9 protein-coding genes are annotated in these 15,242 nt (G+C 62.4%); 3 read left to right on the forward strand and 6 right to left on the reverse strand.

What is annotated here, in order from left to right:
- Positions 1-71 precede the first annotated feature (71 nt).
- Positions 72-884 carry an exodeoxyribonuclease III gene (gene xthA, locus DBR46_RS26795; RefSeq protein ID WP_124528931.1) on the reverse strand — a complete coding sequence of 271 codons (813 nt, stop codon included), beginning with the start codon at positions 882-884 and terminating at the stop codon, positions 72-74.
- Positions 885-1,054: 170 nt separating this feature from the next.
- Between xthA and DBR46_RS26800 the strand changes: the two genes are divergently transcribed.
- From DBR46_RS26800 to DBR46_RS26810, 3 genes are all read left to right on the forward strand, one after another.
- Positions 1,055-1,705, forward strand: a complete 651-nt coding sequence (locus tag DBR46_RS26800; RefSeq protein WP_124528933.1) for an N-acetyltransferase — start codon at positions 1,055-1,057, stop codon at positions 1,703-1,705.
- A 64-nt stretch (positions 1,706-1,769) separates the two neighbouring features.
- Entirely contained in the window at positions 1,770-3,497 is a 1,728-nt protein-coding gene (locus DBR46_RS26805; RefSeq protein WP_124528935.1) for an autotransporter assembly complex family protein, read from the forward strand.
- A complete protein-coding gene (locus DBR46_RS26810) occupies positions 3,497-7,168 on the forward strand; it encodes a translocation/assembly module TamB domain-containing protein (protein WP_124528937.1) in 3,672 nt (1,223 codons plus the stop codon). The genes DBR46_RS26805 and DBR46_RS26810 overlap by 1 nt, the downstream gene beginning before the upstream one ends.
- A gap of 113 nt (positions 7,169-7,281) precedes the next feature.
- On the opposite strand, the gene DBR46_RS26815 is transcribed toward DBR46_RS26810, so the two are convergent.
- From DBR46_RS26815 to DBR46_RS26835, 5 genes are all read right to left on the reverse strand, one after another.
- On the reverse strand, positions 7,282-9,780 hold the full coding sequence (locus tag DBR46_RS26815) for a fimbria/pilus outer membrane usher protein (protein ID WP_124528939.1): 2,499 nt from the start codon (positions 9,778-9,780) through the stop codon (positions 7,282-7,284).
- 85 nt (positions 9,781-9,865) lie between these two features.
- Positions 9,866-10,609 (reverse strand): molecular chaperone, encoded by a 744-nt coding sequence (locus DBR46_RS26820; protein WP_124528941.1) that lies wholly within the window; start codon positions 10,607-10,609, stop codon positions 9,866-9,868.
- A 70-nt stretch (positions 10,610-10,679) separates the two neighbouring features.
- Positions 10,680-11,264, reverse strand: coding sequence for a fimbrial protein (locus tag DBR46_RS26825; protein WP_124528943.1), 585 nt, complete (start codon positions 11,262-11,264; stop codon positions 10,680-10,682).
- Positions 11,265-11,362: 98 nt separating this feature from the next.
- Entirely contained in the window at positions 11,363-12,010 is a 648-nt protein-coding gene (locus tag DBR46_RS26830) for a response regulator (protein WP_124528945.1), read from the reverse strand.
- 6 nt (positions 12,011-12,016) lie between these two features.
- Positions 12,017-15,184, reverse strand: a complete 3,168-nt coding sequence (locus DBR46_RS26835; protein WP_124528947.1) for a hybrid sensor histidine kinase/response regulator — start codon at positions 15,182-15,184, stop codon at positions 12,017-12,019.
- Positions 15,185-15,242: the final 58 nt, after the last annotated feature.

Genomic DNA, 15,242 nt, shown 5'->3' on the forward strand with positions numbered 1-15,242 from the left:
CACCGCATTCGCGAGCAAGCCCGCTCCCACACAAGCCCGCTCCCACATTTTTGATTGGGTACAACCTGGGATCAGCTCAGCTCAAGCCAGATTGGCGCATGATCCGAAGGCTTTTCCAACCCACGCAATTCATAATCCACCCCCGCATCCTTGACCCGTGGCAGCAAGCCATTGGAGGCCAGGATCACGTCGATCCGCAGCCCACGCTTGGGCTCATCCTCAAAACCACGGCTGCGGTAGTCAAACCAGCTGAAACGGTCGGCCACGTCCGGGTTCAGGTGGCGGAAGCTGTCCACCAGGCCCCAGTTTTTCAGGCGTGCCATCCACTCGCGCTCTTCCGGCAGGAAGCTGCACTTGCCGGTTTTCAGCCAGCGCTTGGCGTTGTCGGGGCCGATGCCGATGTCGATGTCTTCCGGGGAGATGTTGATGTCGCCCATCACCACCAGCGGCTGGTCATTGCTGAACTGGCTTTCCAACAGCTGTTGCAGGTCTTCGTAGAAGCGCTTCTTCGCCGGGAACTTGGTTGGGTGGTCGCGGCTTTCACCCTGTGGGAAATAGCCGTTCATGATGGTGATCGGGTTGCCGTTTTCGTCGGCGAACGTGCCCCAGATAAAGCGCCGCTGGGCATCTTCTTCATCGCTGGCGAAGCCTTTGTGCAGGCTCAACGCCGGTTGGCGCGAGAGCAGGGCGACGCCGTAGTGGCCTTTTTGGCCGTGGTAGTACACGTGATAGCCAAGAGCCTGCACTTCGGCCAGGGGGAACTGGTCGTCGTGGACCTTGGTTTCTTGCAGGCCGATCACATCCGGTTGGTGCTTCTCGATCAGTGCCGCCAGCTGATGAGGGCGGGCGCGCAGCCCGTTGATATTGAAGGAGACGATTTTCATGGTCGGCAGTCCAGTCCTGGCAAAAGGGCGATGCTAGCCGACAAGTCGGACGGGGGCCAGCGTGGCGGTAGGGCAGTTGCACTGCTAATGTCTGGGAACGACTGGAGTCGCGTAGGTTCGTACCCATAAGAACGCCATCCTTTTCAGTGGCGCCCAGGGAGATCAACTGTATGCCGGACACGTCCACTGCCCCCGCCGAAATCCGTCTGCTCAACAGCGGCTATTCCCGCGAGGCCCGCTCCCTGTTGTACCAGGCCTATCGGCATGAACCGACGTTCGCCTACATCTTCGAGGCCGAACGCCCAGGTTATGAACAGCGTGTGCGCGCCACCGTGCGCGAACTGGTCAAGCAACATTTCTTCCAGAAGCTGCCCGCCATTGGTCTGTTCGTCAACGACCGCTTGATCGGCATCGCCCTGATTGCGCCGCCGCAACGCCGCCTGGGGATTACCGAGAGCTGGGCCTGGCAACTGCGCATGTGGCTGAGCACCGGCGTGCGCGGTACGCGGCGTTACCTGGACTACCATCACGCGGTGTTGGCGTGCCTGCCTGGTGAGGCGGTGCACATGCTGCCGCTGCTGGGTATTCACCCGCAGTTCCAGGGCAAACATTACGGTGAGCAACTGCTGGAGGCGGTGCACAACTGGTGTGCCGAAGACCCGCACTCGTCTGGCGTGGTGTTGGACACGGGGAATTCTCGCTATCTGGAATTCTATAAACGCCAGGGCTACGAGGAGATCGGTGAAGTCGCCGTAGGACCGATCCTGGAGCATGTGTTTTTCCATGCCAATCCGCAGCGGTTACATGCTGCAACGCCTTGATCCAGAATTATTCAGATAAATCCGGGTTCAAAGAATCTCCCCGGCTCGTGTAGCATCCCCGCCTATGAAGTTTCCAGGAAGATGTACCAGCGGCTTGATTCTGCTGTTCACAAGCTGCGGCGCCTTGGCGCAAAGCGAATTGGACGTGCGGATCAAACCCTCAAACGACGCGTTGAAAGCCAACATCGAAGGCTATATCGGCGGGGTGGGCGATCGTGATGAAGAAGCGTTGCTGCGGTTCAGCCGTGGCGCCGAGGAGCAGGCGCGTAAAGCGGCCCAGGCTCTAGGCTTCTATCAGCCACAGATCGAGAGTGACGTGAAGGGCGGCAAGAACCCGCGCCTGATCCTCACCATCGACCCCGGCGAGCCGGTGCATTTGCGCAACGTGACCATTCGGGTGGACGGCCAGGCCGCCAACCTCAAGGCGTTTCGCGTGCCCACCAGCGACGACCTCAAATCCGGCGCCGTGCTCAACCACGGCCATTACGAAGACGCCAAGCGTCTGATCCAGAACCAGGCCTCACGCTACGGCTTTTTCAGCGGGCGCTTTACCAGCCAGAAACTGGCAGTGGACCCGCAGGCAGGCGTGGCCGATATCGAACTGATCTACGACAGCGGCCCGCGCTATACCTTGGGCCAGGTCAACTTCAAGGGCGACACGCCGTTTGATGACGAACTGCTGCAACGCATGGTGCCGTTCAAAAGTGGCGCCCCCTACGACTCCGAACTGATCGCCGAACTCAACCAGAACCTGCAAGCCAGCGGCTTTTTCGAAGGTGTGCGCGTGGACGCCGCGCCCGCCGCCTCAACCAACGATGTGATCCCGGTGGCCGTGCAGCTGGAAACCCGCAAGCCGCGCACCATGGGCCTGGGCCTGGGGTATTCGACTGACGTCGGCCCGCGCGGCAAGGCCAACTGGACCCGGCACTGGGTCAACCCGCAGGGCCATAGTTATGGCTGGGAAGCTGAACTGTCGGCGCCGCGCCAGAACGTCGGCCTGTGGTACGACATCCCGCTCGACCCGCCACTCACCGACAAATTGCGCTTCGCCGGCGGCTACCAGAATGAAGAACTGGCCAACACCGACACCTTGAGCAAATTGCTCACCCTCGGCCCCGAATGGCACAGCAAGTTGCCCAGCGGCTGGACCCGGGTGATCTCGCTCAAATACCAGCGCGAAGAATATCGCCTGGGCAATGACTCCGGCCTCAGTAACCTGGTAATGCCGGGCATCAGCTATTCCTACCTGCGCAGCGACAACCGCATCGACCCGCATAACGGCTACCGCCTGCAATTTGATTCCAAGGTGGCCAAAGAAGGCCTGGGCTCCGACACCAACCTGCTTTACGGCACGGCCATGGTCAAAGGCCTGACCACCTTGTGGGACAACCATCGCTTCCTCGCCCGTGCGCAGGTGGGCGGCAGTGCCACCAATGGCTACAAATCGGTGCCGCCGTCGCTGCGTTTCTTTGCCGGTGGCGACCAGAGCGTGCGCGGCTACGAGTACCAGACCCTGTCGCCCGAGAACGACCGGGGCGACCGCATTGGTGGCCGCTACATGGTGGCCGTCAGCGCCGAGTATCAATATTCCATCGCCGAGAAATGGCGGGTTGCGACCTTTATCGACCAAGGCAACTCCTTTAACAGCCTGGAACTGCCCAGCCTGAAAACCGGCGTGGGCGTGGGTATCCGCTGGGTTTCGCCGGTGGGGCCGATCCGCCTCGACCTGGCGCATGCCCTCGAAGATCCGGGTGGCGTTCGATTGCACTTTTCCATGGGGCCTGAGTTGTGATGCGTGGTGTGAAAATAGCGGGGCTGGCCGTGGTGGCGATCCTCGCCGTGCTGGTGCTGGCCCTGTGGGCGGTACTCGGCACCCAGGCGGGCAGCCGCTGGGCCTTGGGCCGTGTACCGGGTTTGAGCGTAGAGAATTTCCAGGGCCATTTAGGTGGCCGCTGGAGCGCCGATCACCTGCTGTGGCAACAGGACAGCAGCCGCGTCGAGCTCAAGGCGCCGACATTGGATTGGTCGCCCGCGTGCCTGTTGCGCATGACCTTGTGTGTCAACCAACTGGACGTGGAGCAGGTCAGCCTGCAATTTCCACCCAGCACCGAGGAGAGCAGCGGGCCGATCCAATTGCCCGAGTTGAAGCTGCCCGTGGCGATCCAATTGGGCGACGTTCGCGTCGGCAGCCTGCTGTTCAACGGCAGCGAAGAACTCAAGGGCCTGCAACTGGCCGCGCACTGGACCGCCGCCGGCATGCAGATCGACTCAGTGCACCTGCAACGCGACGATCTGGTCCTGGATCTGGCGGGCCTGCTGCAACCCACTGGCGACTGGCCGCTGAGCGCCACCGGTAACCTGAGCCTGCCTTACGCACCCGACGGCGCGCCCTGGACTGTCGCGCTGAAAGTCGATGGCGACCTGCTCAAGACCCTCAAGCTCGACGCCGACAGCAGCGGCTACCTGCCCGCCAAGCTCAAAGGCGAGCTGCAACCCCTGGCGGACAACCTCCCGGCCCAGGTGCACATCACCGCCGATGGCTTCAAAGCCAGCGCCGACTTGCCTGACACGCTGCAACTCAATCAGCTGGACCTCACGGCCAAAGGCGACCTGAAAAGCGGTTACCAACTGCTGGGCAAGGCCGTACTCCCTGCGGAAAAAGGCTCGGTGGATTTGCTGCTGCAAGGCCGGGTCGACGCCAAGGGCGCGCAGATCGCCGGCCTGGACCTGACGGCGGGTGACAAGCAAAGCCTCAAGCTCAGCGCCCAGCTGGATTGGCAGCAAGGTTTCAGTGCCGACGCCAAGATCGATTGGCTGGACTTTCCCTGGCACCGTCTGTATCCGCTGATCGACGAGCCGCAGGTCACGCTGCGTACTTTCAATGGTGAGATTTCGTACAAAGACGGCAACTACCTGGGCAACCTCAAGGCCGACCTCGACGGCCCGGCTGGCAAGTTCAACGTGGTCACGCCGTTCAGTGGTGACCTCAAGCAAATCTTCCTGCCCGAGCTGAAACTCACCGCTGGCCAGGGCAAGGCCGAAGGCCACCTGAATGTGCAGTTCGCCGACGGCATCGCCTGGGACACCGCGTTGGACCTCTCGGCGCTGAACCCGGCGTACTGGGTCGCGGAACTGCCCGGCACCCTCGCCGGGCCGCTGCGCAGCAAGGGCGAGTTCAAGAACGAACAGCTCAAGCTTACTGCCGACCTCGACCTCAAGGGCCGCCTGCGTGGGCAAACCGCCGTGCTTGCGGCCAAGGCCGAAGGTGCCGGTGAACAATGGACCCTGGCCAACCTGGACATCCGCCTGGGCGACAACCGCATCAACGGCAGTGGCAGCCTGCAACAACGCCTGGCCGGGCAGATCGACATCAAGCTCGCGCGCCTGGCCCAGTTGTGGCCGCAGTTGCGCGGGCAAATCAACGGGCGCCTCGACGTCGCTGGCAGCCTCAAGGCGCCGCAAGGCAAGCTCGGTCTCAAGGGCCAGCAACTGGCGTTTGCCGACAACCGCCTGCAAAGCCTGAACCTCGACGCCACGCTGGACAGCGCCCAGCGCGCGAAGATCGACCTCAAGGGCAGCGGCATTCAGGCCGGTGACACCCAGGTCGGCACCCTGACCGCCAGCGCCGCAGGCGACATCAAGAACCAGAAGGTCCAACTCGACCTGGCCGGCCCGCTGGTCAAGCTGGCCATGGCGTTGGACGGCAATCTCGACAAAGGCAACTGGCGCGGGCGCCTCGCCAGCGGTGATGTGCAAGCCGGTGGCCAGGACTGGAAGCTGCAAGCCCCGGCGAAAATCGACTACATGGCCGACGGCAAGCTGACGTTCTCCGCGCACTGCTGGGTGTCCGGCCCCGCCAGCCTGTGCGGTGAAGACCAGCGCCTGATGCCCGAGCCCAAGCTGCGTTACCACCTCAAGCAATTCCCCATCGACAGCCTGGCGGCATTCCTGCCCAAGGACTTCGCGTGGCAAGGCAAGCTCAACGCCGACCTGCAACTGGACCTGCCCAACAGCGGCCCCAAGGGTGTGGTCGCGGTGGACGCCAGCGGCGGCACCTTGCGGGTCAAGGACAAGGACCAGTGGCTGGATTTCCCCTACGACACCCTGAAGCTGGAAACCACCCTCAACCCCAAGCGCATCGACACCCAGCTGAACTTCCGTGGCGGCAAACTCGGCGAGCTGATGGTGCAGGCGCAGATCAACCCGCTGCCGAAGAACAAACCGATCACCGGCAATTTCAGCCTGGTCGGCCTCGACCTCGCCGTGGCGCGGCCGTTTGTGCCGATGGTGGAAACCCTCAGTGGCAAGCTCAACGGTAACGGTCGCATCAGCGGTGGCCTGTTGGCGCCGCTGGTCAACGGCAACATCAACCTGGTGGGCGGCGAGGTCTCCGGGCCTGAACTGCCCATCAGCCTGGAAGGCCTCAATGTGCAGGCGCTGATTGCCGGCGAGAGCGTGCAGCTCAATGGCGCCTGGCGCAGCGGCAAGGCCGGGCAGGGCAGTCTCAAGGGCCAGATCGACTGGGGCCGCGCCCTGGCGGTGGACCTCAGCCTGCAAGGCGCGCAACTGCCGGTGACGGTGGAACCCTATGCCGTGCTGGAAGTGGCACCCGACCTGAAAATCAGCCTCAAGGACGACAAACTGGCCATCGCCGGCAAGGTGCAGATCCCGCGGGGTGACATCACCGTGCGTGAGTTGCCGCCGTCTACGGTCAAGGTCTCCGACGACACCGTGATCATCGGCAGCCAGACCGAAGAGGGTAAGCCGGCGATGGCCATGGCAATGGATATCGATGTGGTGGTGGGCGAAGACAAGCTCAACTTCTCGGGCTTTGGCCTCACCGCCAAGGTGCAGGGCCATGTGCATATCGGCGACAACCTCGACACCCGTGGCGAGCTGTGGCTCAACGACGGCCGCTACCGCGCCTACGGCCAGAAGCTCGACGTGCGCCGCGCGCGCCTGTTGTTCGCCGGTCCCCTGGACCAGCCGTACCTGGACATCGAAGCGATCCGCAAGACCGACGACATCATCGCCGGTATCCGCTTGAGCGGCAGCGCCGAGCAACCCACCACGCAAATCTTCTCCGAACCGGCCATGAGCCAGGAGCAGGCGCTGTCCTACCTGGTGCTGGGGCGTCCGCTGACCACCACCGGCGAAGACAACAATATGCTTGCCCAAGCCGCACTGGGCCTGGGCTTGATGGGCAGCGCCGGGGTCACCTCGGACCTGGCGAAGAACCTCGGTATCCAGGACTTTGAGCTCGACACCCAAGGCAGCGGGACCAACACGGCGGTGGTGGCCAGCGGCAAGATTACCGAGAAGCTCAGCCTGCGTTACGGGGTGGGGGTGTTTGAACCGGCGAGCACGATTGCGCTGCGGTATTTGTTGAGCAAGAAGGTGTATCTGGAAGTGGCGAGCGGCGTGGCCAGTTCGCTGGATATCTTCTACAAACGCGACTTCTGAGTCATACACAGTAAAAAATGTGGGAGCGGGCTTGCTCGCGAATGCGGTGGATCAGCCAATGAATCTGTTGACTGACACATCGCATTCGCGAGCAAGCCCGCTCCCACATTTAGTTATTGGTGTTCCTGAACCTGTGGGGCGCACCTCAAGTCCACCCGCTCATAGTTCAACGCCTTATTGCGTTCTCCAAGCGCATAGCTAGCCCGGCACTGCTCCTCACCCCACTTGATCACCAACGTACCCGCATCCTGCTCAACCAAGGCCAGCGCCTTGCCGTTGGGATCGGAAATCGCCATCTGCTTGCCCGCACTGTCTTCCAGCGAAGCACCAAACGGAATCGGCTTGTGCTGTGCATCGAACAGCGCGAACTGCACACGTCGCCCGGTCTTGCTGACATACCGCGCCAACACCACGGCGCCGCGTCGCGGCACCACTTGTTGGGTGGCGTTGTCGACCTCGATGTCGGCGCCCAAGTCACGGGTGTCGAGGCTGATCCAGTTGACCCGATAGGGTTGCGCATTGGGCACTACCGCATAGCCATTGCTGCCGGTCTTGGCCCCGGAAAAACTACCGATCTTCACCCCGGTCACCCCTTCGACTTGCGCCAGCGCAAAGGTCTCGCCCACGGTTTGCCCCAGGTTGATTCCGCCGCCGTGACCCACCACCGAGCCGGCCACATTAAGGCTCTGCGAGTTGTACCCACGGCCCTGACTGTAACTGGCGCTGATATCTGCCACCGAGGTGCGGGTGCTGAGGTTGGCCGAACCGGTGCTGCCACCGGTGCTGCTGTTGCCGCCTTGCAGCGAGTAATAGGTGTCGCTGTTTTCGGTCAGGTAGCCGTTGACGCCCACTTGGGTGGTGTCGTTGTTTTTCTGCGTGCTGGAAGAGACAAACGCCCTCGGCGCGCGCGGGGTCGAACCGATTGGAAACGACAGCGACAGGTTGATCAGGGTGTCATTGTTCGACGGCCCGGCGTTGCCTACATCCTTGGTGTAGGTGGCGCCAACGTTGTAGCTCACCTGTCCCCAGTAATTGCTGTAGCCCGCCGACAGGCTTTGCGAACCGCCACGGCTCCAGTAGCGCTGGTCGCTGGCATTCACATAGACGCTGCCCAATTGCTGGTTGCGGCCCAGGCTCTGGTTGACGGTGAGGTCGGTGCGGGTTTTCGAGTTGCCGGTGCGCCGTTGGCCGTCGCTGCTCAGTTCCTCGACGTGTTCGGTGAGGGTGCGATAGCCCTCGGTGGAGTAACGGTAGGCGGCGAGGGTAAAGCTGGTGTCGGTGCCGGTAAACGTCTTGGCATACAAGGCACGCAGGCTGTTACCCGTGACGGCCTGGCCGAAGGTGCGGCTGGCGGAGTGGGTCATGTCCAGCGACACGGCGCCGATCGGCGTGTTGCGCCCGACACCCACGGACATCGCCTGGAAGTCCTGGCTGGCCTGCACGCCAACGATGCCGGACAAGTTGCTGCTGATGCCGTAGGCCAGGGTGCTGCTGACAAACTGCGGCGACTGTTGCCCGTCGCTGTTGCTGTTGTATTGGCCTGCCGACAGGCTGTATTTGAGTTGGCCTTCGCGCACCATGATTGGCAGGCTGGAAAACGCCTGCACCGTGACCCGGCGGCTGCCATCGGCTTCGATCACGGTTATTTCCAGGTCGCCGTTGGAGCCGCTGGGGTAGATGTCGCTGATCTCGAACGGGCCCGGCGGCACGTTGGCGGTGTAGAGGATGTAGTTGTTCTGGCGGATCTCCACGGTGGCGCTGGTTTGCGCGATACCGCGGATGATCGGCGCATAGCCGCGCTCGCTGTCGGCGCGCATGCCGTCGTCGGAGCCCAGCTTGACTCCGCGATAGCGCACGCTGTCGAACAGGTCGGCGTCGGAGAAAATATCCCCGGCGCTGAACTGGCCCTTCAACGCGGTCACATCGTGTTGCACGTAGGTGCGGTTGCTCTTGAACGTGCTCGGGCGGTCGGTGCTGCTGTTGAAGTTCGACTCGTTGCGCAAGCGCCAGCCGCCCAGGTTGATGCCGTTGCGCAGGCCGAGGTTGTTGGACAGGGTGTTTTGCCCCTCGGTGCTGTTGCGGTTGCTGCTCAACTGGTAGTTGATAAACGCCGCCGACACGCCGGCATCCCACAGCGCCGGGTCCACGTAGCCACGGCGGCCGCGCTCCATGGCGATCTGCGGCACACTCACCAGCAGACGCAGGCGCGGCACGTCGTAGCGCATGCTGGCGCCGGGGATCAACGTGGGCAGGTCGAGGCAGGCGTCAGGGTCGCTGCCTTCGAGCTTGCCGCTGGCCTGTAGCTTGGCGATATCGACTCCCAGTTGTTGCACCATATCCAGGGTCAGGCAGGCCTCGATCCTGCCGTTGCCGGGGTTGCGTCGGAAGTCGATATCGCGACGGCCCACCAGGGTTTCGTTGCCATACAAGTCCACCCGGTAGTTACCGGGTAATACGTTGCTACTGGCCAGCAACGATTGCAGATCGACCGAGGAGGCCGCGCCTTGCAGAAAGGAGGTATTGAATTGTTCATCGCCTTCGGCCTGGCACGCGGTACTGAAACCCAGGGCAACCAGCAGCGGCGACCATCCATTGCGCTTGATTAAAAACATGCAGGAACCCTATATCACCTCCGATACGAACTAACGGAGCGAAGAGAAATACAGTGAAAGTGCGTTTGCCAGAATGGCAGACGGGTTATGGCGATTCTTTATTCAACGTGGCGCGGCTGTCGGCGCTGTTTGAAAGGTGTGCGGTGTATCGGTCTTGTGCGCCATAGTCATTAATGCTGCTGAACAACAATGTTGGCGAACTGTCCCGGCTTAGTTGTTTGAGGGGGAACTCTTTTTGTTCGCCGGGCGCGATCATCATCGAATCAAAAGGATGTTCTTTGACGCCGCCGGCATGCAGGGTGATTTCGGCAATTGACACGTGATACAGCCCCGGGTTGGTCACCACCAGCACCGGCTTGCCGGCACGTTCGGCCAGGCTCCACATCAGCTCGGTCGGTGCCAGGTAGGCCTCGTTCTTCATGCCCGCAGGTCGGAAGAACACTTTGATGCGCTGGCGCACGGCAAGCTGCAAGGTGTTCTGCACTTTCGATGCCTGGGGGATTTCCTGCACGTTGAGCCACACCACCGATTCACGGTCGGCGGGCATGCCAGCGCCTTCGTAGATGACCCGCAACAGTTGTTGCTCCAGGCCGTTGACCCGAGCCAGGGGCGGGGTGACGGCAAACGGTGCGTTCGGGGTGTTGTCGGTATCGACCCACGACTGGATCAGCACCGCTTCACCGTTGTTGCGCACGGTGATACCGGCTTCCTTGTGGCTGCCGTCAAAGATCAGGCGTGTGCTGCTCAATGAAATGCCCGCTGTGGCCTGGCTGGCCGCGAGCAGGCCCAGCAGGCCCATGCAGAGGGACAGGGAGTGACGTTTAAACATGATGACTACCGCGCTGTTTGATGAAAGTGCAGGGCCGTAGGGCCCTGCACTGCGCTGGGGTTCGCGCGGGTTATTCGTATTGCAGGGTGAACGGCAGGGTGGCGTCGCCACGACCGGCTACAGCCGTTGCGGCATCAGCGGTGGTGACATAGGCAGCCGAGAATTTCAGCGTGGTGTTGCTGTCTTGCAGGGTGTTTTCGATCTTCGCGGTGGCCGGGGTGCTCAGGTCGATAAGTGCGCCATTGGCGTCGAGCAGGGCGATACCGACGTTCTTGGCGGCCCCCAGGCCGTCGATCAGTTTCAGTACCTTGGTGCCGGTCACAACGCCCGAGCCTGCGCCTTTGGTCGGTTCGAAGAGCATGGCCACTTTGGTGCCGGCGTTGCAGCTGATCTTCATGTCGAAGTTCTCGGCGCTCAGGGTGCCGCTGCCTTGCGGTGCGGTGGCGGTGCCCATGTCTTTGATCGACACTTCGCCCATGTTGACCGAGATGGTTTTGTTCAGGCCGATGCCTTCAACGGAGCAGGCATCGTTGTTGATGGAACCGGTGAAGTTGATGGTGCCGCTACCGGCTTTGGTGGGTGTGCCTTCAACGGCGAACGCGTGGCCTGCGGCGAAGATCGACAAGGCGATAAGTGTCCGGGAGAGCTGTTTCATGTTGTTTTTCCATACAGGGAGTTGAAACAACACGATATAGCGCGGCTGGTTAGTTGGGCATAAGACGATCCTTAGAAGTCAAAATATCCAAACAGTAACTAGTTGAACAAGTTGCGCTCGATACAATAAGCCAATAAGTCCCGGTCGCTGCCAACTTCCAACTTGCGCATCGCCGCCACTTTTTGGGTGCTGATGGTCTTGGCACTTCGGTTCAAGTTTCGGGCGATCTCGTTGACACTTTGCCCACCCACGAATAAACGCAGGATTTCATGTTCCTTGGGCGACAACCGGGTAAAGCGTTCATTCAAGTCCGCGCCAGACTCGATCACTGATGTGGGCGCCGGCCCGCTGTTGCGAATCGGGTTGCCCCGGGCAATTGCCTTGAGCGCTGCCTGGATCTCGTCGTGCAACTGGTGCTTCTGGATCACCGCCAATACCCCGAGTTCTTGCAGGCGCGTCAGGATCAACGGGTTTGAGATCATGGTCAGCACCAGCACCCGCACGTCGGGGAAGTGCCGAGTCAGGTACTCCACCAGTTTCAGGCCATCACCGTAGGGCGAATCGCCGGGCATATTGAAATCGGTGATCACCAGGTCCACGCGGGTGGACTCCAGCAGGCTGATCAATGCGCTGGAGCACACGGCCTCGCCGACTACGCGAAAGCGCTCATTGCGCTCGATCAGCTCCCTGACCCCGACCAGCACGATGGGGTGATCGTCTGCGATGACTACGTTGAGGATTTCCATGGGTGTTTATCCAGAGTGAAATGATTCGAGGGCATCGAGTAGAGCATTCAGTTGAGCCAGGTTCTGCCGGACCTCAAGGGCCAGGGCAGGGGTGATGGCCATGCCGGTCAAGCGGCACTCCAACGCGACAAATGCCGTGGCCATGGCGCCCATTTGCACCGCACCGAGGGCGCCGGCCATGCTGTGCAGGTGCTGGGCCACGCCGTTGGCATCGTTCAGGTTCAGCGCCGCCAGGGTGGTGTGGACGTCCTGGCGCAGGGTGCTGACAAACAACTCACGCATTTTCGGCGACAGCTGTGGCAGTTCGACGGGCGTCGGCAGGGCGATCTGGCAATGTTGCTCCAACTGCGCGCGCAAGGTGGCGAGGTTCAGCGGCTTGACCATCCAGGCGTTCATGCCGACGGCGGCGCAGCGCTCGCCTTCTTCGCGCAGGGCGTTGGCGGTGATACCGATAATCGGCAGCGTGGCGTCTTGCTGGCGCAGGGCTTCGGTCAATTGGTAGCCGTTCATCACGGGCATGTTGACGTCGGTGAGGACCAGGTCGAACCGCCCCGGCAGCCATTGGGCCAGGGCTTGTTCGCCGTTGGCGGTCAGCGTCACTGCGCAGCCCAGGGCTTCCAGTTGCTCCTGGATGATCGCCGCGTTGATCGCGTTGTCTTCGGCCACCAGCACGTGCAGGTTCAGGTCGTGGTGCTTGGCCGACGGCGCGGGGCGGTTGGGGTTGGCGCCTTGCTGCGCCAGGTCAATCGCCCAGGCCATTGCACGAATGTCATGGGCGTCGACGGCCCAATCTGCTCCCCTGCGTTGCGCGGGGTTCGGCCCGCCGGGGTCGGCGATGACCCGTGGCCCCGGCCAGTCGGGGCTGTTGGCGGCGGGCAGCAGGTCCACCAGCAACGCCGAGTCGGTCGCGGGTTCCGCTGTCACGAGGCGGCTGTCGAGGCCAAGGCGGTTGAGCCAGCCCGTGACGTGCTGCGCCAGCTCGGTGACTGGAGCGCGTACGTAGACGGCGGGTGCTCCCGCGCTGAACACGGGACAATCAGCCAAGTCGCCCGGCACCACTGCTAATGCAAGGTGCAGGGTGAAGCTGCTGCCTAGCCCGGGTTCGCTGACCAGGTTCAACTGGCCGTGCATCAACTCACACAACCATTTGCAGATCGCCAGGCCCAACCCGGCGCCGGCCTGGCTGGTGGCATCGTTGACCTGATAGAACGGGTCGAACAGTTGTTGCTGTTGTTCCTGGGAAATGCCGACGCCCGAGTCACTCACTTGCCACTGCAGGTTCACCTGGCCGTCCGCCGGTTCCGCCACCCGCACGCGCAGCACCACGCGGCCGTAATCGGTGAACTTGATCGCATTGCTCAGCAGGTTGTTGAGGATCTGGCGAATGCGCAGCGGGTCGCCGCGCAGGCGGTTGGGCAGCGTTGGGTCGATGCAGGCATACAGTTGCAGCCCCTTGGCTTGGGCGAAGGCGCTGTAGGTGCGCACGCTGTCTTCGATCAGCTCCAGCGGGCAGAAGTCCTGGTGTTCAAGGGTCATCTGCCCGGCCTCGATCTTCGACACATCCAGCACGTCGCTGATCAGTTGAAACAACGTGGCCGAGGAGCGCTGGATGGTGTGCAGGTAATCCTGCTGGCGCGGGGCGAGTGGGGTGAGGCCGAGTAATTCCAGGGTGCCCAGCACGCCGTACAGCGGGGTGCGGATTTCATGGCTCATGGTCGCCAGGAAGCGGCTCTTGGCCTGGTTCGCCGAGTCGGCAGCGTGGCGCGCCTCTTCCAGGGCGGCGGCGTCTTCGACATGCCGGGTCACATCATGCAGAGCGCACAGCCAGGCATCCTGGCCCTGATAACGGGTGGGCACGAAGGCCACGTGCAGGTGGCGGCCATCTATTTCCAAGTGCGCCTGGCCAGGTTGGGTGGGCGGCTGTTGCTGGAGCAAGTCGATCAGTTGGCGGGTGTCGTGCCACTGTTGGGCGCGTTGGTTCGCCAGGAGTACGCGGTGATCGTCGCGGCGGATCACGCACAGGCCGGTGGGCGCGGTGTCGATCACCGCGCGGCCGAACGCTTCGCTCTCGGCGATACTGGCGTGTGCTTGCTGGGCGGGCAGCACCACCTCGGCGGTGTACCAGCGATTGACCACGCGACTGCAACCCAGTGCCGCCAGCACCAGGGCCACCAGGCACAGCAAGGGCCACAGCGCGAAATCGAGGAAGCTCGCCATGCTGATGACGTAGATCGCGGTCCAGTGCTGCGTGCCGGCACTGATCAGCTTGAACACCAGGCCGTCGCGGGTGACGTTGACGCCTTCATGCAGCACCTGGCCAGGTTTTAGGGTGCCCGTCAGGACCGCGCCGGTGGGCGTGACCAAGGTGAACTCATCGTAGGTCGTCCATTGCATCAACCGCTCGATATTGTTGACGTGCGCCAGTTTCAACAGCGAAGCCACGATCACCCGGGGGTTGGCACCCTCGATGTCCAGCGCGGTCGCAGCCAAGTTGATGTCGACGTAAGCCAGCAGGGTCGGCGCGCCGCTGTCATCTGCGTAGGGTTGCCACTGCACCTGATGCGCTGGCGTGTTTTGCCCGTCCGGGCGCGTGTGCAGCGGGGCCATGGCCTCCACCAGCGCGCCGATCGAGATCTGCCCCGCGCCGCGCAAGCGCCCGGCGGCGGGCACGGTCACGTCGTAGTTGTCCGGGCCGTTGAGCAGGATCACCTGGGGCGATTGATAGTGCGACGCCGCCCAGAACGCGCTGTAGTAGGCCGAGAGGTAGGTGCCGAGGGCGAAGACCTTGGGGTATTGGTCGGCGGCGATCTTCTCCGGGTTGATCTTCAGGCTGTAGGGCAGGGAGAACGGCAGCCCGCGTCCTTCAAAGATATTCGGCCCGGCCTCGGGCAGCGGCTTTTGGATAAACGGCGGCAGCATGGTCGAGGGGTCCAGCTTGTCCTTGATGCTATACCGCGAGATGTCCTGCAGGAAGACTTCCTGTTCGCGGATATTTTCCATCAGCCGCGCGAAGTGGAACTGGAAGGTGTCGTGCTGTTCGTCGATTACGCGCTGCACCCCCAGGTAACTGATGCCCAGCAACAGCAGCACCAGGGCGCCGAGCACCATCAGGCCTTTGTTCAGGCGCAACGAATTGCGCGCCAGCTTCTCCAGGAAGGCGTTGGGATGGGGCATCAGAAGGGACAGCCTTTGGACACAATGACCTCGGTGGCAAGCGACGTACGTCAACAGC

This window comes from Pseudomonas sp. KBW05 (genome assembly GCF_003852405.1).
Lineage (GTDB): Bacteria > Pseudomonadota > Gammaproteobacteria > Pseudomonadales > Pseudomonadaceae > Aquipseudomonas.

Coding starts and splice junctions, on each gene's coding strand:
- DBR46_RS26835 (WP_124528947.1), bottom strand. CDS start 15,184: ATGCCCCATCCCAACGCCTTCCTGGAGAAGCTGGCGCGCAATTCGTTG.
- xthA (WP_124528931.1), bottom strand. CDS start 884: ATGAAAATCGTCTCCTTCAATATCAACGGGCTGCGCGCCCGCCCTCAT.
- DBR46_RS26820 (WP_124528941.1), bottom strand. CDS start 10,609: ATGTTTAAACGTCACTCCCTGTCCCTCTGCATGGGCCTGCTGGGCCTG.
- DBR46_RS26800 (WP_124528933.1), top strand. CDS start 1,055: ATGCCGGACACGTCCACTGCCCCCGCCGAAATCCGTCTGCTCAACAGC.
- DBR46_RS26830 (WP_124528945.1), bottom strand. CDS start 12,010: ATGGAAATCCTCAACGTAGTCATCGCAGACGATCACCCCATCGTGCTG.
- DBR46_RS26815 (WP_124528939.1), bottom strand. CDS start 9,780: ATGTTTTTAATCAAGCGCAATGGATGGTCGCCGCTGCTGGTTGCCCTG.
- DBR46_RS26805 (WP_124528935.1), top strand. CDS start 1,770: ATGAAGTTTCCAGGAAGATGTACCAGCGGCTTGATTCTGCTGTTCACA.
- DBR46_RS26810 (WP_124528937.1), top strand. CDS start 3,497: ATGCGTGGTGTGAAAATAGCGGGGCTGGCCGTGGTGGCGATCCTCGCC.
- DBR46_RS26825 (WP_124528943.1), bottom strand. CDS start 11,264: ATGAAACAGCTCTCCCGGACACTTATCGCCTTGTCGATCTTCGCCGCA.